The organism is Streptomyces sp. 351MFTsu5.1 (genome assembly GCF_000383655.1).
GTDB classification, from domain to species: Bacteria; Actinomycetota; Actinomycetes; order Streptomycetales; family Streptomycetaceae; genus Streptomyces; species Streptomyces griseorubiginosus.
The window spans coordinates 12,121-31,049 of sequence record NZ_KB911784.1 but is presented as its reverse complement, the minus strand read 5'-3'; the positions used below and the strand labels follow the sequence as shown (position 1 = coordinate 31,049).

General features: G+C 71.9%; 17 protein-coding genes. 9 read left to right on the top strand and 8 right to left on the bottom strand.

Translation table 11 applies throughout. The features are described from left to right. Nucleotides 1-6: 6 nt before the first annotated feature. Together H295_RS0122985 and H295_RS0122980 are read right to left on the bottom strand one after the other, a co-directional pair. Complete coding sequence (locus tag H295_RS0122985; protein ID WP_078616729.1) at nt 7-1,125, bottom strand: LLM class flavin-dependent oxidoreductase; 1,119 nt, start codon at nt 1,123-1,125, stop codon at nt 7-9. Nucleotides 1,126-1,226: 101 nt separating this feature from the next. Next, nucleotides 1,227-1,997 (bottom strand): SDR family NAD(P)-dependent oxidoreductase, encoded by a 771-nt coding sequence (locus tag H295_RS0122980; protein WP_020137705.1) that lies wholly within the window; start codon nt 1,995-1,997, stop codon nt 1,227-1,229. Between the two features lie 213 nt (nt 1,998-2,210). Here H295_RS0122980 and H295_RS0122975 point away from each other — a divergent pair, with 213 nt between their 5' ends. Further along, a complete protein-coding gene (locus H295_RS0122975) occupies nt 2,211-2,909 on the top strand; it encodes a hypothetical protein (RefSeq protein ID WP_020137704.1) in 699 nt (232 codons plus the stop codon). Nucleotides 2,910-2,966: 57 nt separating this feature from the next. Further along, nucleotides 2,967-3,791, top strand: coding sequence for a hypothetical protein (locus H295_RS0122970; RefSeq protein ID WP_028809652.1), 825 nt, complete (start codon nt 2,967-2,969; stop codon nt 3,789-3,791). A gap of 6 nt (nt 3,792-3,797) precedes the next feature. Here H295_RS0122970 and H295_RS0122965 read toward each other — a convergent pair whose 3' ends face one another. The 3 genes from H295_RS0122965 to H295_RS0122955 all read right to left on the bottom strand — a co-directional run bounded on the left by H295_RS0122965 (nt 3,798) and on the right by H295_RS0122955 (nt 6,704). Further along, entirely contained in the window at nt 3,798-4,490 is a 693-nt protein-coding gene (locus H295_RS0122965) for a LuxR C-terminal-related transcriptional regulator (RefSeq protein WP_020137702.1), read from the bottom strand. A 67-nt stretch (nt 4,491-4,557) separates the two neighbouring features. Further along, nucleotides 4,558-5,478 (bottom strand): LLM class F420-dependent oxidoreductase, encoded by a 921-nt coding sequence (locus H295_RS0122960; protein ID WP_020137701.1) that lies wholly within the window; start codon nt 5,476-5,478, stop codon nt 4,558-4,560. Continuing rightward, a complete protein-coding gene (locus H295_RS0122955) occupies nt 5,475-6,704 on the bottom strand; it encodes an amidohydrolase family protein (RefSeq protein WP_199788612.1) in 1,230 nt (409 codons plus the stop codon). The genes H295_RS0122960 and H295_RS0122955 overlap by 4 nt, the downstream gene beginning before the upstream one ends. A 209-nt stretch (nt 6,705-6,913) precedes the next feature. Between H295_RS0122955 and H295_RS0122950 the strand changes: the two genes are divergently transcribed. The 3 genes from H295_RS0122950 (at nt 6,914) to H295_RS0122940 (ending at nt 10,829) form a co-directional block, all read left to right on the top strand. Continuing rightward, the gene (locus H295_RS0122950) at nt 6,914-9,952 is read left to right on the top strand and encodes an AfsR/SARP family transcriptional regulator (protein WP_020137699.1); all 3,039 of its coding nucleotides are present in this window, start codon (nt 6,914-6,916) and stop codon (nt 9,950-9,952) included. Nucleotides 9,953-9,983: 31 nt separating this feature from the next. Further along, nucleotides 9,984-10,418, top strand: a complete 435-nt coding sequence (locus H295_RS0122945; RefSeq protein ID WP_020137698.1) for a VOC family protein — start codon at nt 9,984-9,986, stop codon at nt 10,416-10,418. A 228-nt stretch (nt 10,419-10,646) separates the two neighbouring features. After that, the gene (locus tag H295_RS0122940; protein ID WP_020137697.1) at nt 10,647-10,829 is read left to right on the top strand and encodes a hypothetical protein; all 183 of its coding nucleotides are present in this window, start codon (nt 10,647-10,649) and stop codon (nt 10,827-10,829) included. 83 nt (nt 10,830-10,912) lie between these two features. Here the strand turns inward: H295_RS0122940 and H295_RS0122935 are convergent, their stop codons facing one another. After that, nucleotides 10,913-12,463 (bottom strand): FadD3 family acyl-CoA ligase, encoded by a 1,551-nt coding sequence (locus tag H295_RS0122935; RefSeq protein WP_020137696.1) that lies wholly within the window; start codon nt 12,461-12,463, stop codon nt 10,913-10,915. A 104-nt stretch (nt 12,464-12,567) separates the two neighbouring features. Between H295_RS0122935 and H295_RS0122930 the strand changes: the two genes are divergently transcribed. From H295_RS0122930 to H295_RS0122915, 4 genes are read left to right on the top strand one after another with little or no spacing between them, the layout of a single operon-like run. Then, the gene (locus tag H295_RS0122930) at nt 12,568-13,719 is read left to right on the top strand and encodes a lipid-transfer protein (protein WP_020137695.1); all 1,152 of its coding nucleotides are present in this window, start codon (nt 12,568-12,570) and stop codon (nt 13,717-13,719) included. A gap of 1 nt (nt 13,720) precedes the next feature. Beyond that, the gene (locus H295_RS0122925; protein ID WP_020137694.1) at nt 13,721-14,128 is read left to right on the top strand and encodes a Zn-ribbon domain-containing OB-fold protein; all 408 of its coding nucleotides are present in this window, start codon (nt 13,721-13,723) and stop codon (nt 14,126-14,128) included. Next, nucleotides 14,125-14,898, top strand: a complete 774-nt coding sequence (locus H295_RS0122920) for an enoyl-CoA hydratase-related protein (protein ID WP_020137693.1) — start codon at nt 14,125-14,127, stop codon at nt 14,896-14,898. The genes H295_RS0122925 and H295_RS0122920 overlap by 4 nt, the downstream gene beginning before the upstream one ends. A 36-nt stretch (nt 14,899-14,934) precedes the next feature. Next, nucleotides 14,935-15,903 (top strand): alpha/beta fold hydrolase, encoded by a 969-nt coding sequence (locus H295_RS0122915; protein WP_043217815.1) that lies wholly within the window; start codon nt 14,935-14,937, stop codon nt 15,901-15,903. A gap of 3 nt (nt 15,904-15,906) precedes the next feature. Here the strand turns inward: H295_RS0122915 and H295_RS0122910 are convergent, their stop codons facing one another. Both H295_RS0122910 and H295_RS0122905 read right to left on the bottom strand, forming a co-directional pair. Continuing rightward, nucleotides 15,907-16,398, bottom strand: coding sequence for a hypothetical protein (locus H295_RS0122910; protein WP_020137691.1), 492 nt, complete (start codon nt 16,396-16,398; stop codon nt 15,907-15,909). A gap of 51 nt (nt 16,399-16,449) precedes the next feature. Continuing rightward, entirely contained in the window at nt 16,450-18,801 is a 2,352-nt protein-coding gene (locus H295_RS0122905) for a PQQ-binding-like beta-propeller repeat protein (RefSeq protein WP_020137690.1), read from the bottom strand. Nucleotides 18,802-18,929 lie beyond the last annotated feature (128 nt).

Below are 18,929 nucleotides of genomic sequence, written 5' to 3'. Positions count from 1 at the left end.
ACCCCCTTACGCGGATTCGCGGAACCGCGTGGTCCGATGCACGGGATCCGTGTCGATCTTCGGAATCACGTGCTCCCCGATCAGCCGGATCGTCTGGAGCGTCTCCTCCTTCGGAACCCCCACCGGCAACCCGAAGCTCAGCTGGTCCGCCCCCGCCTGCTCCCACCGCTTGCACTGCCGGACCACCTCGTCCGGGTCCCCGCAGATCAGCAGCTCCTCCTCGATGAGGACCTCGACGAACTCCGCGGTGTACTCGGGCAGCGTCTCCGGCCACACCGGGAACCCCTCGGGCCGCGGGAAGGTGTCGTGGTAGCGGAAGACCAGCGAGGGCAGGTAGTGCAGGCCGCCGTTGACGGCGATCCGGATCGCCTCGTCGTGCGTCGGCGCGCAGATCGCCGTCGTCGTCACCATCACGTTGTCGTTGACGAAGTCCCCGATCGGCTCGGCGTCCACCACGGCCGTCTTGTACTGCTCGAGGACCCACTCCATGTCGGAGACCTTCTGCACGCTGAAGCCCAGCACCCCGAGCCCCTTGCGGGCGGCCATCGCGTACGACGGCGGTGAGCCGGCGGCGTACCACATCGCGGGGTGCGACTTCCCGTACGGCTTGGGCAGGATCTTGCGCGGCGGCAGCTGCCAGTGCTTGCCCTGGAAGCCGGCGTACTCGTCCTGGAGCCACATCTTGGGGAACTCGGCGATGGTCTCTTCCCAGATCTCCTTGGTGTGGTTCATGTCGGTCACCCCGGGGATGAAGCCGAGGATCTCGTGCGAGCCGGCCCCGCGGCCGCTGCCGAACTCGAAGCGGTTCTCGGAGAGATGGTCGAGCATGGCCACCTTCTCGGCGACCTTCACGGGGTGGTTGACCTGCGCCAGCGGGTTGAAGATGCCGGAGCCGAGGTGGATGCGTTCCGTGGCGTGCGCCAGATAGCCCAGGAACACGTCGTTGGCGGAGAGGTGCGAGTACTCCTCCAGGAAGTGGTGCTCGGAGGCCCAGGCGTACTTGAAGCCGGACTTGTCCGCCTGGATGACGTACTCGGTCTCCTCCATCAGCGCCTTGTGCTCGGCCAGCGGGTCCGTCTCGGCGCGCTTGCCCACGTATCCCTGTACAAAGAGCCCGAATTCCAAGGAGGTTCACCGTCCCCAGTTGTTTCTGACACTCCGTCAGATGCTCGATCTGCCGCCGACTGTGGCACCGGGCGCGTGGATGGTCAAGACATGACGGCCCGTCAGCCGAGAGAGACTCCGGCCAGCCACCCGCCGTCGATCACGAACGGCTGGCCGGTGATGTAGGAGGAGTCCTCGCAGCTGAGGAAGAGCGCGAGCCGCGCCACCTCCTCCGGCCGCCCGATCCGCCCGAGCGGCACGAGCTTGCGGTAGAAGCGGTCCAGTCCGCGGGCGGCCTCCTCACCGTCCAGGCCGGGGTCGAGCGCGGCCGGATTGGACATCGCGGTGTCGATGGCGCCGGGGCACATGGCGTTGACGCGGATGCCCCGGGGGGCGAGTTCCAGGGCGGCGACGCGGGTGAGCCCGAGGATCGCGTGCTTGCTGGCCGCGTAGGCGCCCACCGCCGCCATACCGGTCACCCCGGTGTAGGAGGCGGTGTTGACGATGGTGCCGCCGTCGGACATGCGGGGCGCGAGCGTCCGGATGCCCAGGAAGCAGCCGACCTGGTTGACCTCGACGATCCGCATGAACTCGTCGAGGGGCGTGTCCAGCAGGGCGTTGAAGCGCAGGATGCCGGCGTTGTTGACCAGTCCGTCGATCCGGCCGTAGGCCTCGGTGACCTCCTCGGCCGCGGACCGCCACTCCTCCTCCCGGCTGACGTCGAGGTGGACGTAGCGGGCGCCTATCTCCTCGGCGAGGGCCCGGCCCTGGTCGTCGAGCACATCCGCCACGACGACCTCGGCACCCTCCTCGCGGAACAGCCGGGCCTCCTGCTCCCCCTGTCCGCGTGCCGCTCCGGTGACCAGGACGACGCGTCCGTCGAGCTTGCCCATGGCGAACCCCTTCGCATCGGTGGAGTTCGCATCGTAGCGCCGGATCTGACGCAACGTCAGATAGCAAGTAACTCACGGGTAGGGACATTTGCCTCTGTGCACGGCCTGTTCGTCTCGCCAACAATCCTTCCGCAACAGGTAAAGCAACCCTCAAGAACGGAGAACCGCGTGTCCCGCAGGAGACTCAGGAACAGGAAGGTCCGCTATGTGGCGATGGGTGCGGCTCTCGTCACCGGCGGCACCCTGGCCGCCGTTCTGCTGCCGTCGGCGAACGCGGCCGAGGAGAAATCGGCGGCCGAGATCATGGACCTGTGCAAGAGGGCCAAGGTCCTTCAGGGAAAACAGCAGTCCATCGAGGACTTCGGGGGCCACCCCATCGCAGGGCCGGGATTCGGTTCGGACAACTGTGATTTCGTCGAGACGAAGTTCGAGACCTTCGACGGCCCCACCGAGAAGGCGTCGATCGACTTCCCCAACTGCGAGCCGAACGCGACCGATCCGGCCAGGGTCTCCATCGCGTGGGAGTCCGAGGTGGCCCAGGGCAAGGGCAAGCAGATCGCCACCGTGCAGGGTGCCTCGCTCGGTATCTTCGGTGCGCTGAGCGGCAGCTGGTCGGTGCACCGGAGTTCCCTCGACATGACCACCAACTCGGCGAGGGCCGGCAGCAGGGACTCCGTCGAGGTGCCGGTCGGGAAGGTCGCCCACATCCAGTTCACGCCGAAGATGCAGCGCATGACCGGCGAGTGGCGGGTGCGCGTCGACGCCTTCCCCGGTGACTTCGCCAACAACCCGCGGCCCGAGCAGAACTTCGTCCTGCCGGACGTGGTCGAGGGCCCCAGCATGCTGCCCGGCGCCGCCGGCGCTCCCGGAGTGGTGGACGGCACCGCCAAGACCGTCCTCGAGGACTGCTGACCTCTCCCCGCACTCCGCCCCGCCTCACCCCACCCCGCTCACCAGGAGAAACCCCTCATGTCCCGGAACAGCAGCTCCAGAAGCCATGGTCGCCGCAGCCGCCGGAAGCGCGTCGCGCTCATGGTCGGCGCCCCCGTGGTCGCCGTGGCCGCGGGCGTCACACTGATCAACTCCGCCGGCGCCGCCACCCCGTCGGAGGTCTCGGCGGACTGCCGCGCCGACTCCGACAGACTGGAGAACTGCGAGTTCGTCGACGTCCAGTTCAAGCAGAACAGCTTCGGCCCGAACGAGCGGGTCTCCCCCGTCTCGGACAACTGCGGAAACGCCTCGACCACCACCAAGACCTTCAGCGTGAGCGCCTCGGTGACGCGGACCGTCCAGCTGGAGGAGGGGTTCTCCGTCGACAGCGGCATCAGGCTGGGAAATTCGGTCTTCGAGGTCGGCGCCAAGTTCCAGACCCAGGAGATCAACATCACCCGGGACGACAAGAGGACCACCCTGGCCTTCGACCGGTCCGACATCGTGCAGCCGGACAGCATGGGCTTCTTCATGTGGTCGCACAAGCGCACCGACGTGAGCGGATTCCTCAAGGCCACCTACAAGGAGCCGCAGGACGGCCGGACGGTGTTCTTCTCACCGAGCGAGGGCGCCACCGGTATTCACGTCTTCTATCCGCAGATCCTCAACAACGGGACTCCGGACGGGCGGCTCTGGCTGCGCAATGTGAAATGCGGAACCACCGAAGCGGCCACACTCTCCAAAGCCACCGGTGATTCCGCGCAGAGCACGACACGGGCGGTCCGGTCGGAACCCGGATTCGGCCAGGGCGGCGCGAATGTCACCGACGTGGAAATCCCGCTCTCGGAGGTGACCGCTCCTTAGCGGTTCTCAGGTGCGAACCACGGGCGCGGCTCCCAGCCATCGCAGGACCGCGTCCGTGCTGCCGCGGGCGTGCAGCTTGGCGTAGATGTTGCTGAGGTTGTTGCGGATGGTCTTCTCGCTCAGGCTCAGCCGCAGCCCGATCTCCTGGGCGCCCAGACCGGTCGACAGCAGCTCCATGACCTCGCGTTCACGCGGCGAGAGCAGCTCCCGCAGGCCCTCGGCGGAATCGCCCTGCTCGGGGGCGCCCCGGACGCCGTCGCGCAGGGCGGCACAGGCGGAGGGCGAGAGATAGGTGTGTCCCACGGTCGCGCCGACGACGGCCGAGGAGAGCATGCAGGTGCAGTGGTCGCCCTCGACGAGGTAGCCCGCGCCGCGCCGGAAGACCTCCACGACGGTCTCCGTGTCCCGGTGCGGGCTGACCACGATCACCGGGGCGCCCGCACCGCCCAGCTCCGCGAGCGCGTCGAGCGGTTCGGCGCAGCGCAGGACGACGACGTCGGCCCCCGCCGGGACCAGGAAGGGCCGCTTCAGCTGGATGGCCCGGCCCACGTACGGGTCGTCCGCGGCGGGCCAGCCCGCGTGCGGCCAGTCGCCGTCGGCGCATGCCAGGGCGACGGTCAGCCGGGGGAAGCCGTGGACGGGGGAGGCAGGGCCGGAAGGGTGGGGCGAGGTGTGGGGGGAGTTGCCGGAGGTGCGCACTTACGGTCCTTCCGCCGGAGCCGTCACATCCGTACATCCCTGGATACGCGGCCCGGCGGGCAGGTGTTCAAGCTTTCAACGACGAACCGACCTCGGCGCCGAACTCCTCTATCTGGGCGAGGAGTTCGGAGCAGCTCCGGCTGCGGAAGCGGACCTGGATCTGGTCCACCCCCATCGCGCGGTAGGCCCGCAGCGACTCGGCGAGTGCGTCGGGGGCGCCGCTGAGCGTGCGGCGGCCGACGTCCCACGCGGGGGTGCCGAGGTAGAGCGGTTCGGCGATGGCCCCGACGGTGAACGGCCCGTCCAGGCCCGCCTCTTGCCGCAGCCGCCGGATCCGCTCGATCTGTGCGGGCAGCCGGTCCCGGGGATCGCCCTGGGGCAGCCAGCCGTCGCCCTTGAGGGCGGCCCGGCGTACGGCGGCCGGGGAGGAGCCTCCGACCCACAGCGGGACGTGGGCCTGGGCGGGCCGGGGGCGCTGGCCGAGCCCCTCGAAGTCGTAGAGCTTGCCGTGGTGTTCGGGGAACTCCTCGGGTCCGAGGGCGCTGCGCAGGGCGTCGATCGACTCGTCGAGGACGGCCCCGCGGTGGGTGAAGTCGACGCCGAGCGCCTCGAACTCCTCCTGGACGTGCCCGGCACCGACCCCGAGGACGAGCCGTCCGCCGCTGAGGTGGTCGAGGGTGGCGTACTGCTTGGCGGTGAGCAGGGGATGCCGGAGGCCCACCACCGCCACGTGGCTGAGCAGCCGGGCCCGTTCGGTCACGGCCGCCAGGAAGGCGAGGGTGGCGACCGGGTCGTACCAGATCGTGCTCATCGCGGGGGCGAGGCGGCGGGGGATCGCCACGTGGTCGCAGGCGGCGATGTAGTCGAACCCGGCGCGGTCCGCGGCGCGGGCGATCCCGGCGAGGTCGGCGGGGGTCGCCTCAGCCTCCCAGGGTTCGGCGTAGATCGTGCTCTGGGACTGGACGGGGAGCTGGATGCCGTATCTCATGCACCGCTCCACAGCCCCTCGGGGGTGAGCCCGAGCAGTTCGATGGCGTTGCCGCGGACGATCCGTTCCACCACGTCGGGGGCCAGGTGCCCCATCTGGGCCTCGCCGACCTCGCGGGACTTGGGCCAGGTGGAGTCGGAGTGGGGGTAGTCGGTCTCGTAGAGGACGTTGCCGACGCCGATCGCGTCGAGGTTCCTCAGGCCGAACGCGTCGTCGAAGAAGCAGCCGTAGACGTGGTCGGTGAAGAGCTCGGACGGCGGGCGGTGGACCTTGTCGGCGACCCCGCCCCAGCCGCGGTTCTCCTCCCAGACCACGTCGGCGCGCTCCAGGATGTAGGGGATCCAGCCGATCTGGCCCTCGGCGTACATGACCTTGAGGTTCGGGAAGCGTTCGAACTTGCCGCTCATCAGCCAGTCGACCATCGAGAAGCAGCAGTTGGCGAAGGTGATGGTGGAGCCGACCGCCGGCGGGGCGTCGGCTGAGGTGGAGGGCATACGGCTGCTGGAGCCGATGTGCATCGCGACGACCGTGCCGGTCTCGTCGCAGGCGGCGAGGAAGGGGTCCCAGGCGTCGGTGTGGACGGAGGGCAGGCCCAGGTGCGGGGGTATCTCGGAGAAGGCGACGGCCCGCACGCCCCGGGCGGCGTTGCGGCGGACCTCGGCGGCGGCCAGCTCGGCGTCCCACAGCGGGATCAGGGTCAGGGGGATCAGGCGGCCCTCGGCCTGCGGGCCGCACCACTCCTCCACCATCCAGTCGTTGTACGCCTGCACGCACAGCAGGCCCAGTTCGTGGTCCTTGGCCTCGGTGAAGGTCTGGCCGCAGAAGCGGGGGAAGGTGGGGAAGCAGAGGGCGGACTGGACGTGGTTGACGTCCATGTCGGCGAGGCGGGCGGGGACGTCGTAGGAGCCGGGGCGCATCTGCTCGTAGGTGATGACCTCCAGCCTGATCTCGTCCCTGCTGTAGCCGACCGCGGTGTCGAGGCGGGTGAGCGGTCGGCGCAGGTCCTCGTAGATCCACCAGTCGCCCAGGGGGCCGTCGTCCCCGGGGGCGCCCATGACGGGCTTGAAGCGGCCGCCGAGGAAGGACATCTCCTTCAGCGGGGCGCGGACCGTGCGGGGGCCGGTGTCCAGGTACTTCTTCGGGAGCCGGCTCTGCCAGACGTCGGAGGGCTCCACGGTGTGGTCGTCGACGGAGATGATCTTCGGAAGTGCCGTCGTGGTCTCCATGGCGCCCACGGTAGCGCCGATCTGACGACCCGTCAGCTCCGTGGGCGACGGCCGATCGCCCCGCTTCCCCCGCGAACGGACGCGGAGAGATGGTAAGAGGGTTGTGATATCACCGCGCGGCCCCCTGTGATCACGCTCTCCACAGCTGACGCGACCACGGTTCACAAGGCAGACTGACGGGGTTGTAGACAGGCCCTAGGGGGACGGCGATGGACGGTGAACCGAGGGTGCCCGAGCAGTGGCGTCCCGGCGCCTCGACGGAGGGCGGGAAGAACGCGGGGTCCTCGGCGGGGGTCGTGGTGGACGCGGACAGCGCGAGACCGGCCGTCCAGGCCGAGGCCGCCGACGTTCCGCCGCTGCGTTTCTCCGTGCTCGGGCCCGTGCGGGCCCGGCGTGGCGAGGAGTTGCTGAGCACCGGGTCGCCCCAGCAGCGCGCGCTGCTGGCCGCCCTGCTGCTGCGCGAGGGCCGTACCGCCACCGCCGCCGAACTGATCGACGCGCTGTGGGGCGAGGAGCCGCCGTCGCAGGCGCTGGCCGCCGTACGGACCTACGCCTCGCGGCTCCGCAAGATCCTCGACCCCGGCATCCTGGTCAGCGAGTCCGGCGGCTACGCGATCCGCGGGCTCGGCGAGGACGCGCTGGACCTGGCCGCCGCCCAGGAACTCGCCACCGAGGCCGAGAAGGCCAGGAGTGCCGGCGACCTGTGCCACGCACGGGAGGTCCTGAGCCGGGCGCTGGCCGTGTGGGACGGCGAGGTGCTGGCCGGCGTGCCGGGCCCGTACGCCGAGGCACAGCGGGTCCGGCTGGAGGAGTGGCGGCTGCAACTCCTCGAATCCCGCCTCGACATGGACCTGGAGCAGGGCTGCCACGCCGAGGCCGTCTCGGAGTTGACCGCCCTCACCGCCGAACACCCGCTGCGCGAGCGGTTCAGGGAACTCCTCATGCTCGCCCTGTACCGCAGCGGCCGCCAGGCGGAGGCCCTCGCGGTCTACGCCGACACCCGCCGCCTGCTCGCCGACGAACTCGGCGTCGACCCGCGCCCCGGCCTGCGCGAGCTCCAGCAGCGCATCCTCCGGGCCGACCCCGGCCTCGCGGAGCCCTCCTCGCCGCAGCCCGAACCGGTCGCCGCCCCCGTCCGCCCCGCCCAACTCCCGGCGACCGTGCCGGACTTCACCGGCCGCGCCGCCTTCGTCACCGAACTCAGCGAGATCCTCGCCTCCGGTTCCGAGGGCCGCGTGATGGCGGTGTCCGCCCTGGCCGGCATCGGCGGCGTCGGCAAGACCACGCTGGCCGTGCACGTGGCCCACCAGGCCCGTGCGGCCTTCCCCGACGGACAGCTCTACGTCGACCTCCAGGGCGCAGGCTCCCGCGCCGCCGACCCCGAGACGGTCCTCGGCGCCTTCCTCAGGGCCCTCGGCACCGCCGACTCCGCGATACCCGACTCCCTGGAGGAACGGGCCGCCCTGTACCGCTCGGTCCTCGACGGCCGCCGGGTCCTGGTCCTGCTCGACAACGCGCGCGACGCGGCCCAGATACGGCCCCTGCTGCCGGGCACCGAGGGCTGCGCCGCCCTCGTCACCTCCCGCGTGCGGATGGTCGACCTGGCCGGGGCGCACCTGGTCGACCTGGACGTGATGTCCCCCGACGAGGCCCTCCAGCTGTTCACCAGGATCGTCGGCGAGGAGCGGGTCGCCGCCGAGCGCGAGGCCGCCCTCGACGTGGTCGCCGCCTGCGGCTTCCTCCCGCTCGCCATCCGCATCGCCGCCTCCCGCCTCGCGTCCCGCCGCACCTGGACGGTGTCCGTCCTCGCGGCGAAGCTCGCCGACGAGCGCCGCCGTCTCGACGAGCTCCAGGCCGGCGACCTCGCCGTCAAGGCCACCTTCGAGCTCGGCTACGGCCAGCTGGAGCCCGCCCAGGCGCGCGCCTTCCGCCTGCTCGGCCTCGCCGACGGCCCGGACATCGCGCTGGCCGCGGCGGCCGCCGTACTCGATCTGCCCGCCGAGGACACCGAGGACCTGCTGGAGGCCCTGGTCGACACCTCGCTCCTGGAGTCGGCGGCACCGGGCCGCTACCGGTTCCACGATCTCGTACGGCTCTACGCGCGTGCGTGCGCCGAACGCGACGAGTGGCCGCCCAGCGAGCGGGAGGCCGCCCTGTCCCGGCTCCTCGACTTCTACCTGGCCACCGTGGCGGGCGTGTACCTCATCGAACGGCCCGGGGACCGGCTGGTCGACCACCTCGCCACCCCGCAGTACCCGGGGCTGGTCTTCGCCGACCGGCACCGGGCGCAGGACTGGCTGTACGCGGAGGCGGTGTGCCTGCTGGCCTGCGTCCGCCAGTCGGCCGGCTCGGGGTTCCTCAGGCGCGCGGTCGACCTGCTGTGGGCCGCCGTGGACCTCGCGGAGTCCGGCACCAACTCCAAGGCGTACGAAGGGGTCGCCTCGGCCCTGCGCGAGGCCGCGCGGGAGGCCGGGGACGCGCGGGCGGAGGCCCGCGCGCTGATCACGCTCGGGTACGCGCACAGCCTCACCGGCCGCTTCGACCTGGCCGACGAGGAGGCCGCCCGCGCCCACGAGCTGATCGACGCGGCACCCGATCCGCTGGCGGACTGCTGGGCGTCCAACATCCTCGGCGTGCTCGCGGTCTACCAGAGCCGCAACGACGACGGCGAGGCCCACCTCACCCGGGCCATCGAGGGCTTCCGCGCCTGCGAGGACCCGGCCGGCGAGGCCAGCGCCCTGTGCAACCTCTCCCGTATCCACCTGGCCGGCGGCCGCACCGAGAGCGCGGTCCTGCTGGCCCGGCAGGGCATGGAGACGTACGACGCGATGGGGCACGCCCTCAAGGGCGCCAACGCCCGTTACGCGCTGGGCCTCGCGCTCACCCAGCACGGCAGGCTGCCCGAGGCGACCGCCCGCCTCCAGGAGGCCCTGACGGTGTTCCAGGACAGCCGTCAGCGTCTGTGGGAGGGCATGTCCCTGTTCCGCCTCGCGGAGGCCGACCTCGCCGCGCGGCGGCCGGCGCAGGCCGCGTCGAACGCCGAGACGGCCCTGACCGTGCTGCGCGGCATCGGCGGCGACTGGCGCCGGGCGGGTGTCCTGGTGGTCCTCGGTCACGGGCTCAGCGGGATCGGGCAGCCGGGCCGGGCTCAGGTCTGCTGGCGGGAGGCGCTGGAGCTGTTCGAGGCCCTCGACGCACCGGAGGCGGAGTCGGTCAGGGCCCTGCTCTCCCCGCTGGCACTGGCGTAGGGGGGTCGGCGTCCCTTGCTAGGGTGCGCCGATGTCACCGACCAGGAAGATCCAGATCACCTTCGACTGTGCCGAGCCCGAGCGCGTGGCCCGCTTCTGGTGCGAGGTGCTCGGGTACGTCGTACCGCCGCCGCCGGAGGGCTTCGCCGACTGGGCCGACTACGAACGCACCCAGCCGCCGGAGCGGCAGGGCGCCGGGTTCGTCTGCCAGGACCCCTCGGGCGTGGGCCCGCGGCTGTACTTCCAGCGCGTCCCCGAGGGCAAGGTCGTCAAGAACCGGGTGCATCTCGACGTACGGGTCGGCACCGGACTCGTGGGTGAGGAGCGGCTCGCCGCGCTGGAGGCCGAGTGCGCGCGGCTGGTGGCGCTCGGGGCGGCCCGGGAGCGGGTGCTGCTCGCCGACGAGTACAACGAGTCGTGCATCGTGATGCGGGACGTCGAGGGCAACGAGTTCTGTCTCGACTGACGGCGGGGGCGGCGGGTGCGGGCGCGGCGGGTGCGGGGGCGGACGTTCATCGTTCGTTTATCGCGGTCCGGCACTCTCGTCCTGTCGTCGCGTCGCGTCGGGGGGCAGACGGGACGACCTGGACCGTTGCACTACGGTGAGCGGTCTCGCGGTCGGCCCGGCGACCCTCGGGGGAGTCTCCGGGCCGACCCGCACCACAGGCATCCGAACTGTCAGGGGAGGCAGTCCATGAGCGACGACAACACCACCGACAACATCCACGCCACCGACGTCGAGGACGAGACGGCCGTGGGCACGGACAACATCCACGCCACGAGCGAGCCGCTCAAGGCGGCGGCCAAGCTCAAGACGGACGACAGCACGGCCGAGGCCGGCACGGACAACATCCACGCCACGGACGAGCCCGTCTGACAGGACTCCTTTCCCGCACGGGGATCGGCCGCGGCGGCGCGGAGGGGGAGCCGCCGCGGCCGAGGCGTGTCCGGGGCGATGGCTCACAGCCCCCGCAGCTCCCCCTTCACCACCTTCCCGCTGGCGTTCCGCGGGAGTTGCGTCACGAACTCCACCGTTCTCGGGACCTTGTAGTTCGCCATCTCCCGGCGGGCCCAGGCGATCAGGTCGTCGGCGGTCAGGGTCGAGGCCGGGCGGCGCACGACGTACGCCTTGCCCACCTCGCCGAGGCGGGGGTCGGGGACGCCGATGACCGCCACGTCGGCCACCGCCGGGTGCAGGCCGAGGAGTTGCTCGATCTCCGCCGGGTACGCGTTGAAGCCGCCGACGATGAACATGTCCTTCAGGCGGTCGGTGATGCGGAGGTTCCCCGAGGGGTCCAGGACGCCGACGTCTCCCGTGCGCAGCCAGCCGTCCTCCGTGACCGCCTCCTCGGTGGCCGCCTCGTCCTCGAAGTAGCCGCGCATCACGTTGAAGCCCCGGACCAGGATCTCGCCGGGCTGCCCGGGCGGTGCCTCGACGCGGACCTCGGTGCCGGGGATGGCCCGGCCGGACGTCGACGCGATCACCGGCAGCGGGTCGCCGCGGCGGCACATCGTGACGATGCCGCTGGCCTCCGAGAGTCCGTAGGCGGTCAGGACCGTCTCCACGCCCAGTTCGCCGTGGAGTTGCTCGACCAGCCGGAGCGGGACCACGGCCGCGCCCGTCACCACCAGGCGCAGGGCGGAGAGGTCGTGCGAGGTGCGGGCCGGGTGGTCCAGGAGGGACTGGTGGAGGGTGGGCGGGCCGGGCAGGACCGAGACGCGTTCCGCCGCGATGTTCGCCAGCACGGTGTCCACGTTGAAGACCGGCTGCGGGATCATCGTCGCCCCGCGCATCAGGCAGGCGATCACCCCGGCCTTGTAACCGAAGGTGTGGAAGAAGGGGTTGACGATCAGGTAGCGGTCGCCCTGCCGCAGCCCGGCGAGTTCGCACCAGACGTCGTACGCCCGCAACGTCTGCTCGTGGGTGATCACCGCACCCTTGGAGCGGCCGGTCGTCCCGGACGTGAAGACGATGTCCGAGGGCCACACCCCCTCGACGGCGGCGGCGCGCGCCCGCACCTGCGCCTCCCCCACCCCGTCGCCGCTCGCCAGGAACTCCTTCCAGGTGCGGAAGTCGGCGGGGGCGTCGTCCGAGAGCACCACGACCTGGTCAAGGGACGGCAGCCCCGGGCCCTCCGCGATCGCCCGGCGCAGGGAGGCCACGTAGGAGGTGCCGAGGAAGGTGCCGGTCACGAACAGCAGACGGGCCCCGCTCCTGCGCAGGACGTCCGCGGCCTCGGTGCCCTTGAAGCGGGTGTTGAGGGGCACCAGGACCGCGCCCGCCGACACCGCGCCCAGCGCCGAGACCATCCAGTCCAGGGAGTTGGGGGCCCAGACGGCCACCCGGTCGCCGGGCCGCACGTCGTTCGCGAGGCACGCGGCCGCCGCGCGCTCCACGCGGGCGCCCAACTCGCCGTAGGTGATGCGGTGTCGGCCCTCCACGACCGCTTCCGCGGAGCCGTACCGCCGCGCCGCCCACTGGACCAGTTCCGGGATGCTGCGCCACTCCACATCGGCCTCCCCGAAAGCGGAAACGCGTTAGCTGACTACCCGTCAGATTAGCTGTAGCCTGACGGGCTGTCAGCAGGCCTCACAGGTGCGGAGGTGCGTGCAGCGTGACCCTCAAGGACGCCACGGCGATCGTGGGCATCGGACGGACCCGGTTCGCGAAGAATCTCGCCGAGGACGAGCGGACCCTGGCCTGCCGGGCCGTTCTCGCCGCCCTCGACGACGCCGGGATCGCCCCGGGCGAGGTCGACGCCCTCGCCTCCTACACCATGGAGGAGACCGACGAGGTCGAGCTCGCCAAGGCCGTCGGCTTCGGCGACCTCACCTTCTTCAGCAAGGTCGGCTACGGCGGCGGCGGTTCGTGCGCGACGGTCGCCCACCTCGCGGCAGCGATCGCGAGCGGCCAGGCCACGGTCGGGGTGGCCTGGCGCTCCCGCAAACGCGGCTCCGGGCCCCGCCCCTGGACCAACACGACCGTCCAACTCCCCACCCCGGCCCAGTGGACGAGACCCTTCGGGCTGCTCCGGCCCGCCGACGAGATAGCCATGCTCACCCGCCGCTACATGCACGAGTACGGCGCGACCCGCGACCACCTCTTCAACGTCGCCCTCGCCTGCCGCAACCGCGCCAACCAGAACCCCGCCGCGATCATGTACGACCGTCCCCTGACCCGCGAGATGTACATGACCTCCCGCTGGATCAGCGAGCCGCTCTGCCTCTTCGACAACTGCCTGGAGACGGACGGGGCGTTGGCGTGCGTGGTCGTCAGCAGGGAGCGCGCCCGGGACTGCCCGCGGACCCCGGTCTACGTCCACTCCGCCGCCCAGGGCCTGCCCGCCCAGCACCACGGCATGGTCAACTACTGGAACGACGACCCGCTCACCGGACCCGCCTGGACCGCCGCCCGACACCTGTGGAAGCACGCCGACTTCACGCCCCAGGACGTCGACGTGGCCCAGATCTACGACGCGTTCACCTCCCTCGTCCCGCTGTCCCTGGAGGGGTACGGCTTCTGCGGCCGCGGCGAGGGCGGCGCGTTCACCGAGCAGGGGGCCCTGGAGATCGGCGGACGGCTGCCGATCAACACCGGCGGGGGCGGGCTGTCCGAGGCGTACGTGCACGGCTTCAACCTCATCGACGAAGGCGTACGGCAGCTGCGCGGGACCAGCACCGCCCAGGTGCCGGACGCCGCGACCTGCCTCGTCACCGCCGGCGAGGGCGTCCCCACCTCCGCCCTGCTGCTGACCAACAGGAGCTGACATGCTCGAACCGGTGAAGGACCCCACGGGCGCCCCCTTCTGGGAGTACGCCGAGCGGGGTGAACTCCGCGTCCAGGCCTGCGCCGACTGCGGCGAACTCCGCTTCCCGCCCCGCCCCTGCTGCCCGCACTGCCAGTCCTTCGCGCAGGAGTGGCGCCCCGTCTCCGGCCGCGGCCGCGTCTGGTCCTACGTCGTCCCGCACCCGCCCCTGCTGCCCGACTACGCGGCGCAGGCGCCGTACAACGTCGTCGTGGTCGAACTGGAGGAGGCACCGCGGATCCGCCTGGTGGGCAACCTGGTGCGCACTGCGGGGGCGCCGCTCAACTCCCTTGATCCCGGCCACATCCGTATCGGCGCCCGGGTGCACGTGGTCTTCTCGGACGGGCTCCCTCAGTGGGTGCTCGCGTGAGCGGCCTGCGGGTCACCGCCGACAAGGACACCGGCGTCACGGTCGTCACCCTCGACCGGCCCGAGCGGCTGAACGCGATCGACCTCGCCCTGCGGGACGAACTCGTCTCCACCTGGGGGGAGTTGCGGTTCGACGACGCCGTGCGGGCCGTGGTGCTGACCGGGGCCGGGGAGCGGGCCTTCTGCACGGGGCTCGACCGGGACGCCGAGGTGCCGCAGCCGAACTCGCCCTACATGAGCGACGATCCACTGCTGAACGTCGGTCCGAAGTCCAACGACCTGTGGAAGCCGGTCGTCGCCGCCGTCAACGGGATGGCCTGCGGCGGCGCCTTCTACCTGCTCGGCGAGTGCGACTTCCTCGTCGCCGAGCCGGCCGCGACCTTCTTCGACCCGCACACCACCTACGGCATGGTCTCCGCCTACGAGTCGGTGCTGATGGCGCAGCTCATGCCGCACGGGGAGGCCGCGCGGTCGGCGCTCATGGGGACGGCGGAACGGCTCTCCGCGGCGCGCGCCCACGCCATCGGGCTGGTCACGGAACTCACCGAGTCGGGCGGGGCGTTGGCAGCCGCGACCGCCGCGGCGGAGGTCATCGCCGGGCATCCGCCGGAGGGGGTGCAGGGCACGGTCCGCGCCCTCTGGGCCGCCAAGGAGGCCGCCGTGCAGCGGGGTTTCGCGCAGGCCCCGCACCTCATCGCGCTCGGGAACCTGCCGCCGGACCGGCAGGCCGCGCTGTTCCGTTCCCGACAACCCGGATTCCGATTGCGTTAGCAATTTCAATGCACTGTACAGGCGTATGCTCACTCCATGGTTGAACATCGCATGGCCGACGTGAACGGCATACGGCTGCACATCGCCGAGGAGGGCGAGGGGCCGCTCGTCGTGCTGCTGCACGGCTTCCCGGAGTCCTGGCACTCCTGGCGCCACCAGTTCGCCCCGTTGGCCGCGGCCGGCTTCCGGGTGGTCGCGCCCGACCAGCGCGGATACGGCACCAGCGACCACCCCGAGGACGTGTCGGCGTACAGCATCCTGCACCTGGTCGGCGATGTCGTCGGGCTGATCCACGCACTCGGCGAGGAGCGGGCCTTCGTGGTCGGGCACGACTGGGGCGCGCCGGTGGCCTGGCACACCGCCCTGCTGCGGCCGGACGTGGTGCGCGGGGTCGCCGGGCTGAGCGTGCCGCCGCCGTTCCGCGGGGAGCGGCCGCCGCTGGAGGTCATGCGGGAGCGGTTCGACGGGCACTTCTACTGGAACTGGTTCGCCGAGCCGGGCCCGGCCGACGCCGAGTTCGGCAAGGACCCGCGCGCGGCCCTGCGCAGGCTGCTGTACGGCGCCTCGGGCGACGCCCCCGACGCGGGCCGCTACGAGCAGGCCCTGGTGACCGACCTGGACCGCGGCTGGCTCGCCGACATGCCCGACCCCGGGACGCTCCCCGACTGGCTCACCGAGCAGGACCTCGACGAACTCGCCGCGAGCTACACCCAGGGCTTCACCGGCGCCCTGAACTGGTACCGCAACCTGGACCGCAACTGGGAACTGACGGCCCCTTGGCACGGCGCCCGGGTCACCCCGCCGGCCCTGTACGTGTACGGCGACCGGGACCTGGTGCCGGCGTTCCCGGGCACGCCGGAACTGATCGAGCAGCTTCCGCGGCTGATGCCGAACCTGGTCCGGGACCCCGTCCGGCTGAAGGGCTGCGGCCACTGGACCCAGCAGGAGCGGCCGGACGAGGTCAACGAGCTGCTGGTGGAGTTCCTGACAGGGCTCCGGGACTGACGGTCAGGAGACCCTGTCGGCCTCGGGTTCGACCTGGCAGTGGTCGAGGTGGGTGAGGAGGGCGGCGCTCGCCTTCACCCGGACGGTCTCCGTGCCCTTCGCGGGCACCGTGACCTCCGGGTACGCGACCGACAGCAGGTGGCCGTCCTTGTCCTCGAAGGAGAAGGAGACCTTGAAGGTGCTCGCGCGGCTGTTGGGGTTGGTGACCTCGGCCGTCGAGTACGGGTCGGTCCTCGTCGCACAGCTCACCAGGCGCACGGAACCGTCCCTCAGCACCCTGGTCCGGCTGGACGAACTGCCGCCGCTGCTTCCCCCGCCGGTGCTGTAGCTGTCGTGGTCCTGGCGGGAGCTGCTGCACCCTCCGCCGCTGTCACTGTCGCTGTGGCTGCTCCTGTGCCGCCCGCTGCTCTTGTGACCGCTGGAGAAGCCCGTCAGCGCGAGCACCACCATCGCCATGACCGCCGTGAACTTGAGAACACGCCCCCGTGAATGCATGCGATCACTCTAATGGGGGCCACTGACAGCGCGCGGCCACCGACAGCCCGCTCAGGTCGCCCGGGCCGTCCCCGTCCCCTTCTCCGCGTCCAGCGCGTACACGCAGCGGTCCTTGCTGCACGCGTACACCACGCCGTCCTTGACGACCGGTGAGCCGGTGATCTCGCCGCCGGTCGCCAGCTTCCAGCGCAGTCGGCCGTCGTCGGCCTTCAGGGTGTAGAGCAGGTGGTCGGTCGAGCCGAAGTGGATCCGGCCCTCGGCCACCGCGGGCGCCCCCACGATGTCGCCGCCCGCCTGGAACCGCCACTTGGGCGTACCGGTGACCGCGTCGAGGGTGTACAGGCCCTTGCCGCTGCCCACGTGCACATGGCCGCCCGCGACCAGCACCGGCTCGACCGAGGCGCGGGCCTCGGTCGCGATGCGCCAGCGGTCCCGGCCGTCGACCGCGTCGAGGGCGTAGACCGTGCCGAGGTAGTCGGCGAGGTAGACCCCGCCGCCGGTGACCGCGGCGCCCGGCACGAAGGTGGGCGGGCACAGGAAGGCCGCCGGGGCCTCGAAGTGCCAGCGGACCCGGCCGGTGGCCACCTCCAGGGCCATGACCCGGGTCCCGGCCGAGACGTACACGTATCCGTCGTGGGCCTGCGTCACCCGGACGGGCACCCCGCCGCAGGAGGCCGCGTCCCCGATGGGGAACGCCCAGCGCTCCTTGCCGTCGCGGGCGTCCAGGGCGCGCAGGCGGCCCTCCTGCCAGACGTAGACCGTGCCCTCGTGGAGGGCGGGGCCCGCCTCCGGGGACTCGAAGTCGGTCTGGCAGCCGCCGATCTCCCAGAGCTTGCGCCCGTTGGAGGCGTCCCAGCCCTGGACGCCGCCGCCGCGGGTGCCGGTGACGACGGTGCCGCGCTCGGCCTTGAGCGAGTACACCCAGGCGTCGGTGCCGATCCGCCACTGGTCGGCGCCCTCACGGGCGTCGAGGGCGAACAGGGTGGGGCCGTCGGAGGCGTGGATACGGCCGTCCGCGACCGCCATGGACCAGGCCACGTCCCGGGTCTTGAAGCGGCGGCGGCCGGTGGCGACGTCGAGGGCGTGCACCTCGAAGGAGGTGACGTAGACGAGGTCGCCGGCCACGGCCGGGGTGCCCCACACGTCGTTCGACATGCGGAAACGCCAGGGGCGCCAGCCGGCCGCGGACTCCGGCGGCGCGGGCGGCGGGGACGGTACGGCGGGGCCCACGGCCGCGTCCGTGCCGTTGACGCCGGGGCGCGGCCGGGACCAGGAGGCGACCAGGCCGAACTCCGGCGGGGGCGCCTTCACGGCGGCGGCACGGGCGTCCGCGACCCGCGGGCCCGGCCCGATGGGCACCTGTGCGCCGGCCAGCCGCACGGGCCCGGTGTCAGGGGCGCCGACGGGCACGGGCGCGGGCGGCACCGGGTCGTAGGAGGGCGGCGGCGGTACGACCGCGGGGCGGCCGCCTCCGCTGCGGGCACCGCCGGTCTGGGTGGGCGCCGGGCGGCCGCCGCGCCGGGACTCGATGAGGGCCACGGCCTTCTCGGGCAGCCACGCCGACGCCGTACCGCTGTCGTCGGAGCCGGAGCCGAAGAGGTGGGGTGCCAGCTGGGCCTGGAGATCGGCCGGGTTGGGGCGGGCGGTGGCCTCCATCTGCATGCAGGACTCGATGAGCGGGCGCAGCTCGTCCGGGAGGCCTTCGAGGTCGGGGCCCTCGCGGAGCAGCATGAAGACCGTCTCGACCGGGTTGGCGCCGTGGAAGGGCGGGTGGCCGGTGGCGGCGAAGACCAGCATGGAGCCGAGCGAGAAGACGTCGCTGGCGCCGGTGACGCTGCGGGAGTCCTTGGCCTGCTCGGGGGACATGTAGGCGGGGGTACCGACGGCGACGTTCGTCATCGTCAAACGGGTGTTCGAGACGCCGGACGCGATGCCGAAGTCGATGACCCGGGGGCCGTCCTCCACGACGAGGACGTTGGAGGGCTTGAGGTCGCGGTGGACCAGTCCGGCGCCGTGGATGGACTGGAGGGCCTCGGCGACGCCCGCCGCGAACCAGCGCACCGCCTGGGCCGGGAGCGGCCCGCACTCGTTCACTATCTCCTCGAGGGAGGGCGCGGGGACGTACGCGGTGGCCAGCCACGGCACGGCCGCGCGCGGGTCGGCGTCGACCACGGCCGCCGTGTAGAAGCCCGAGACCGCCCGGGCCGCCTCCACCTCGCGGGTGAAGCGGACCCGGAAGAGCTGGTCCTCGGCGAGCTCCGTACGGACGGTCTTGATCGCCACCCGCCGGCCCGAAGCCGAGCGCGCGAGATAGACCAGCCCCATGCCGCCGGCACCCAGCCGCCCCAGCACCTCGAACGGCCCGATCCTGCGCGGATCGTGCTGCGTCAGCTGATCCACCACTCTGCCTGCCACCTCCCCGTACAAGCCGCGCCACCCACATATGTACGCGACCCCGTGCAGCGTCTCACCACCGCACCGCCATGGCGGCACGCAACCCTGATTCTTCCTGGCCGGAGGCCTGGTGGCGA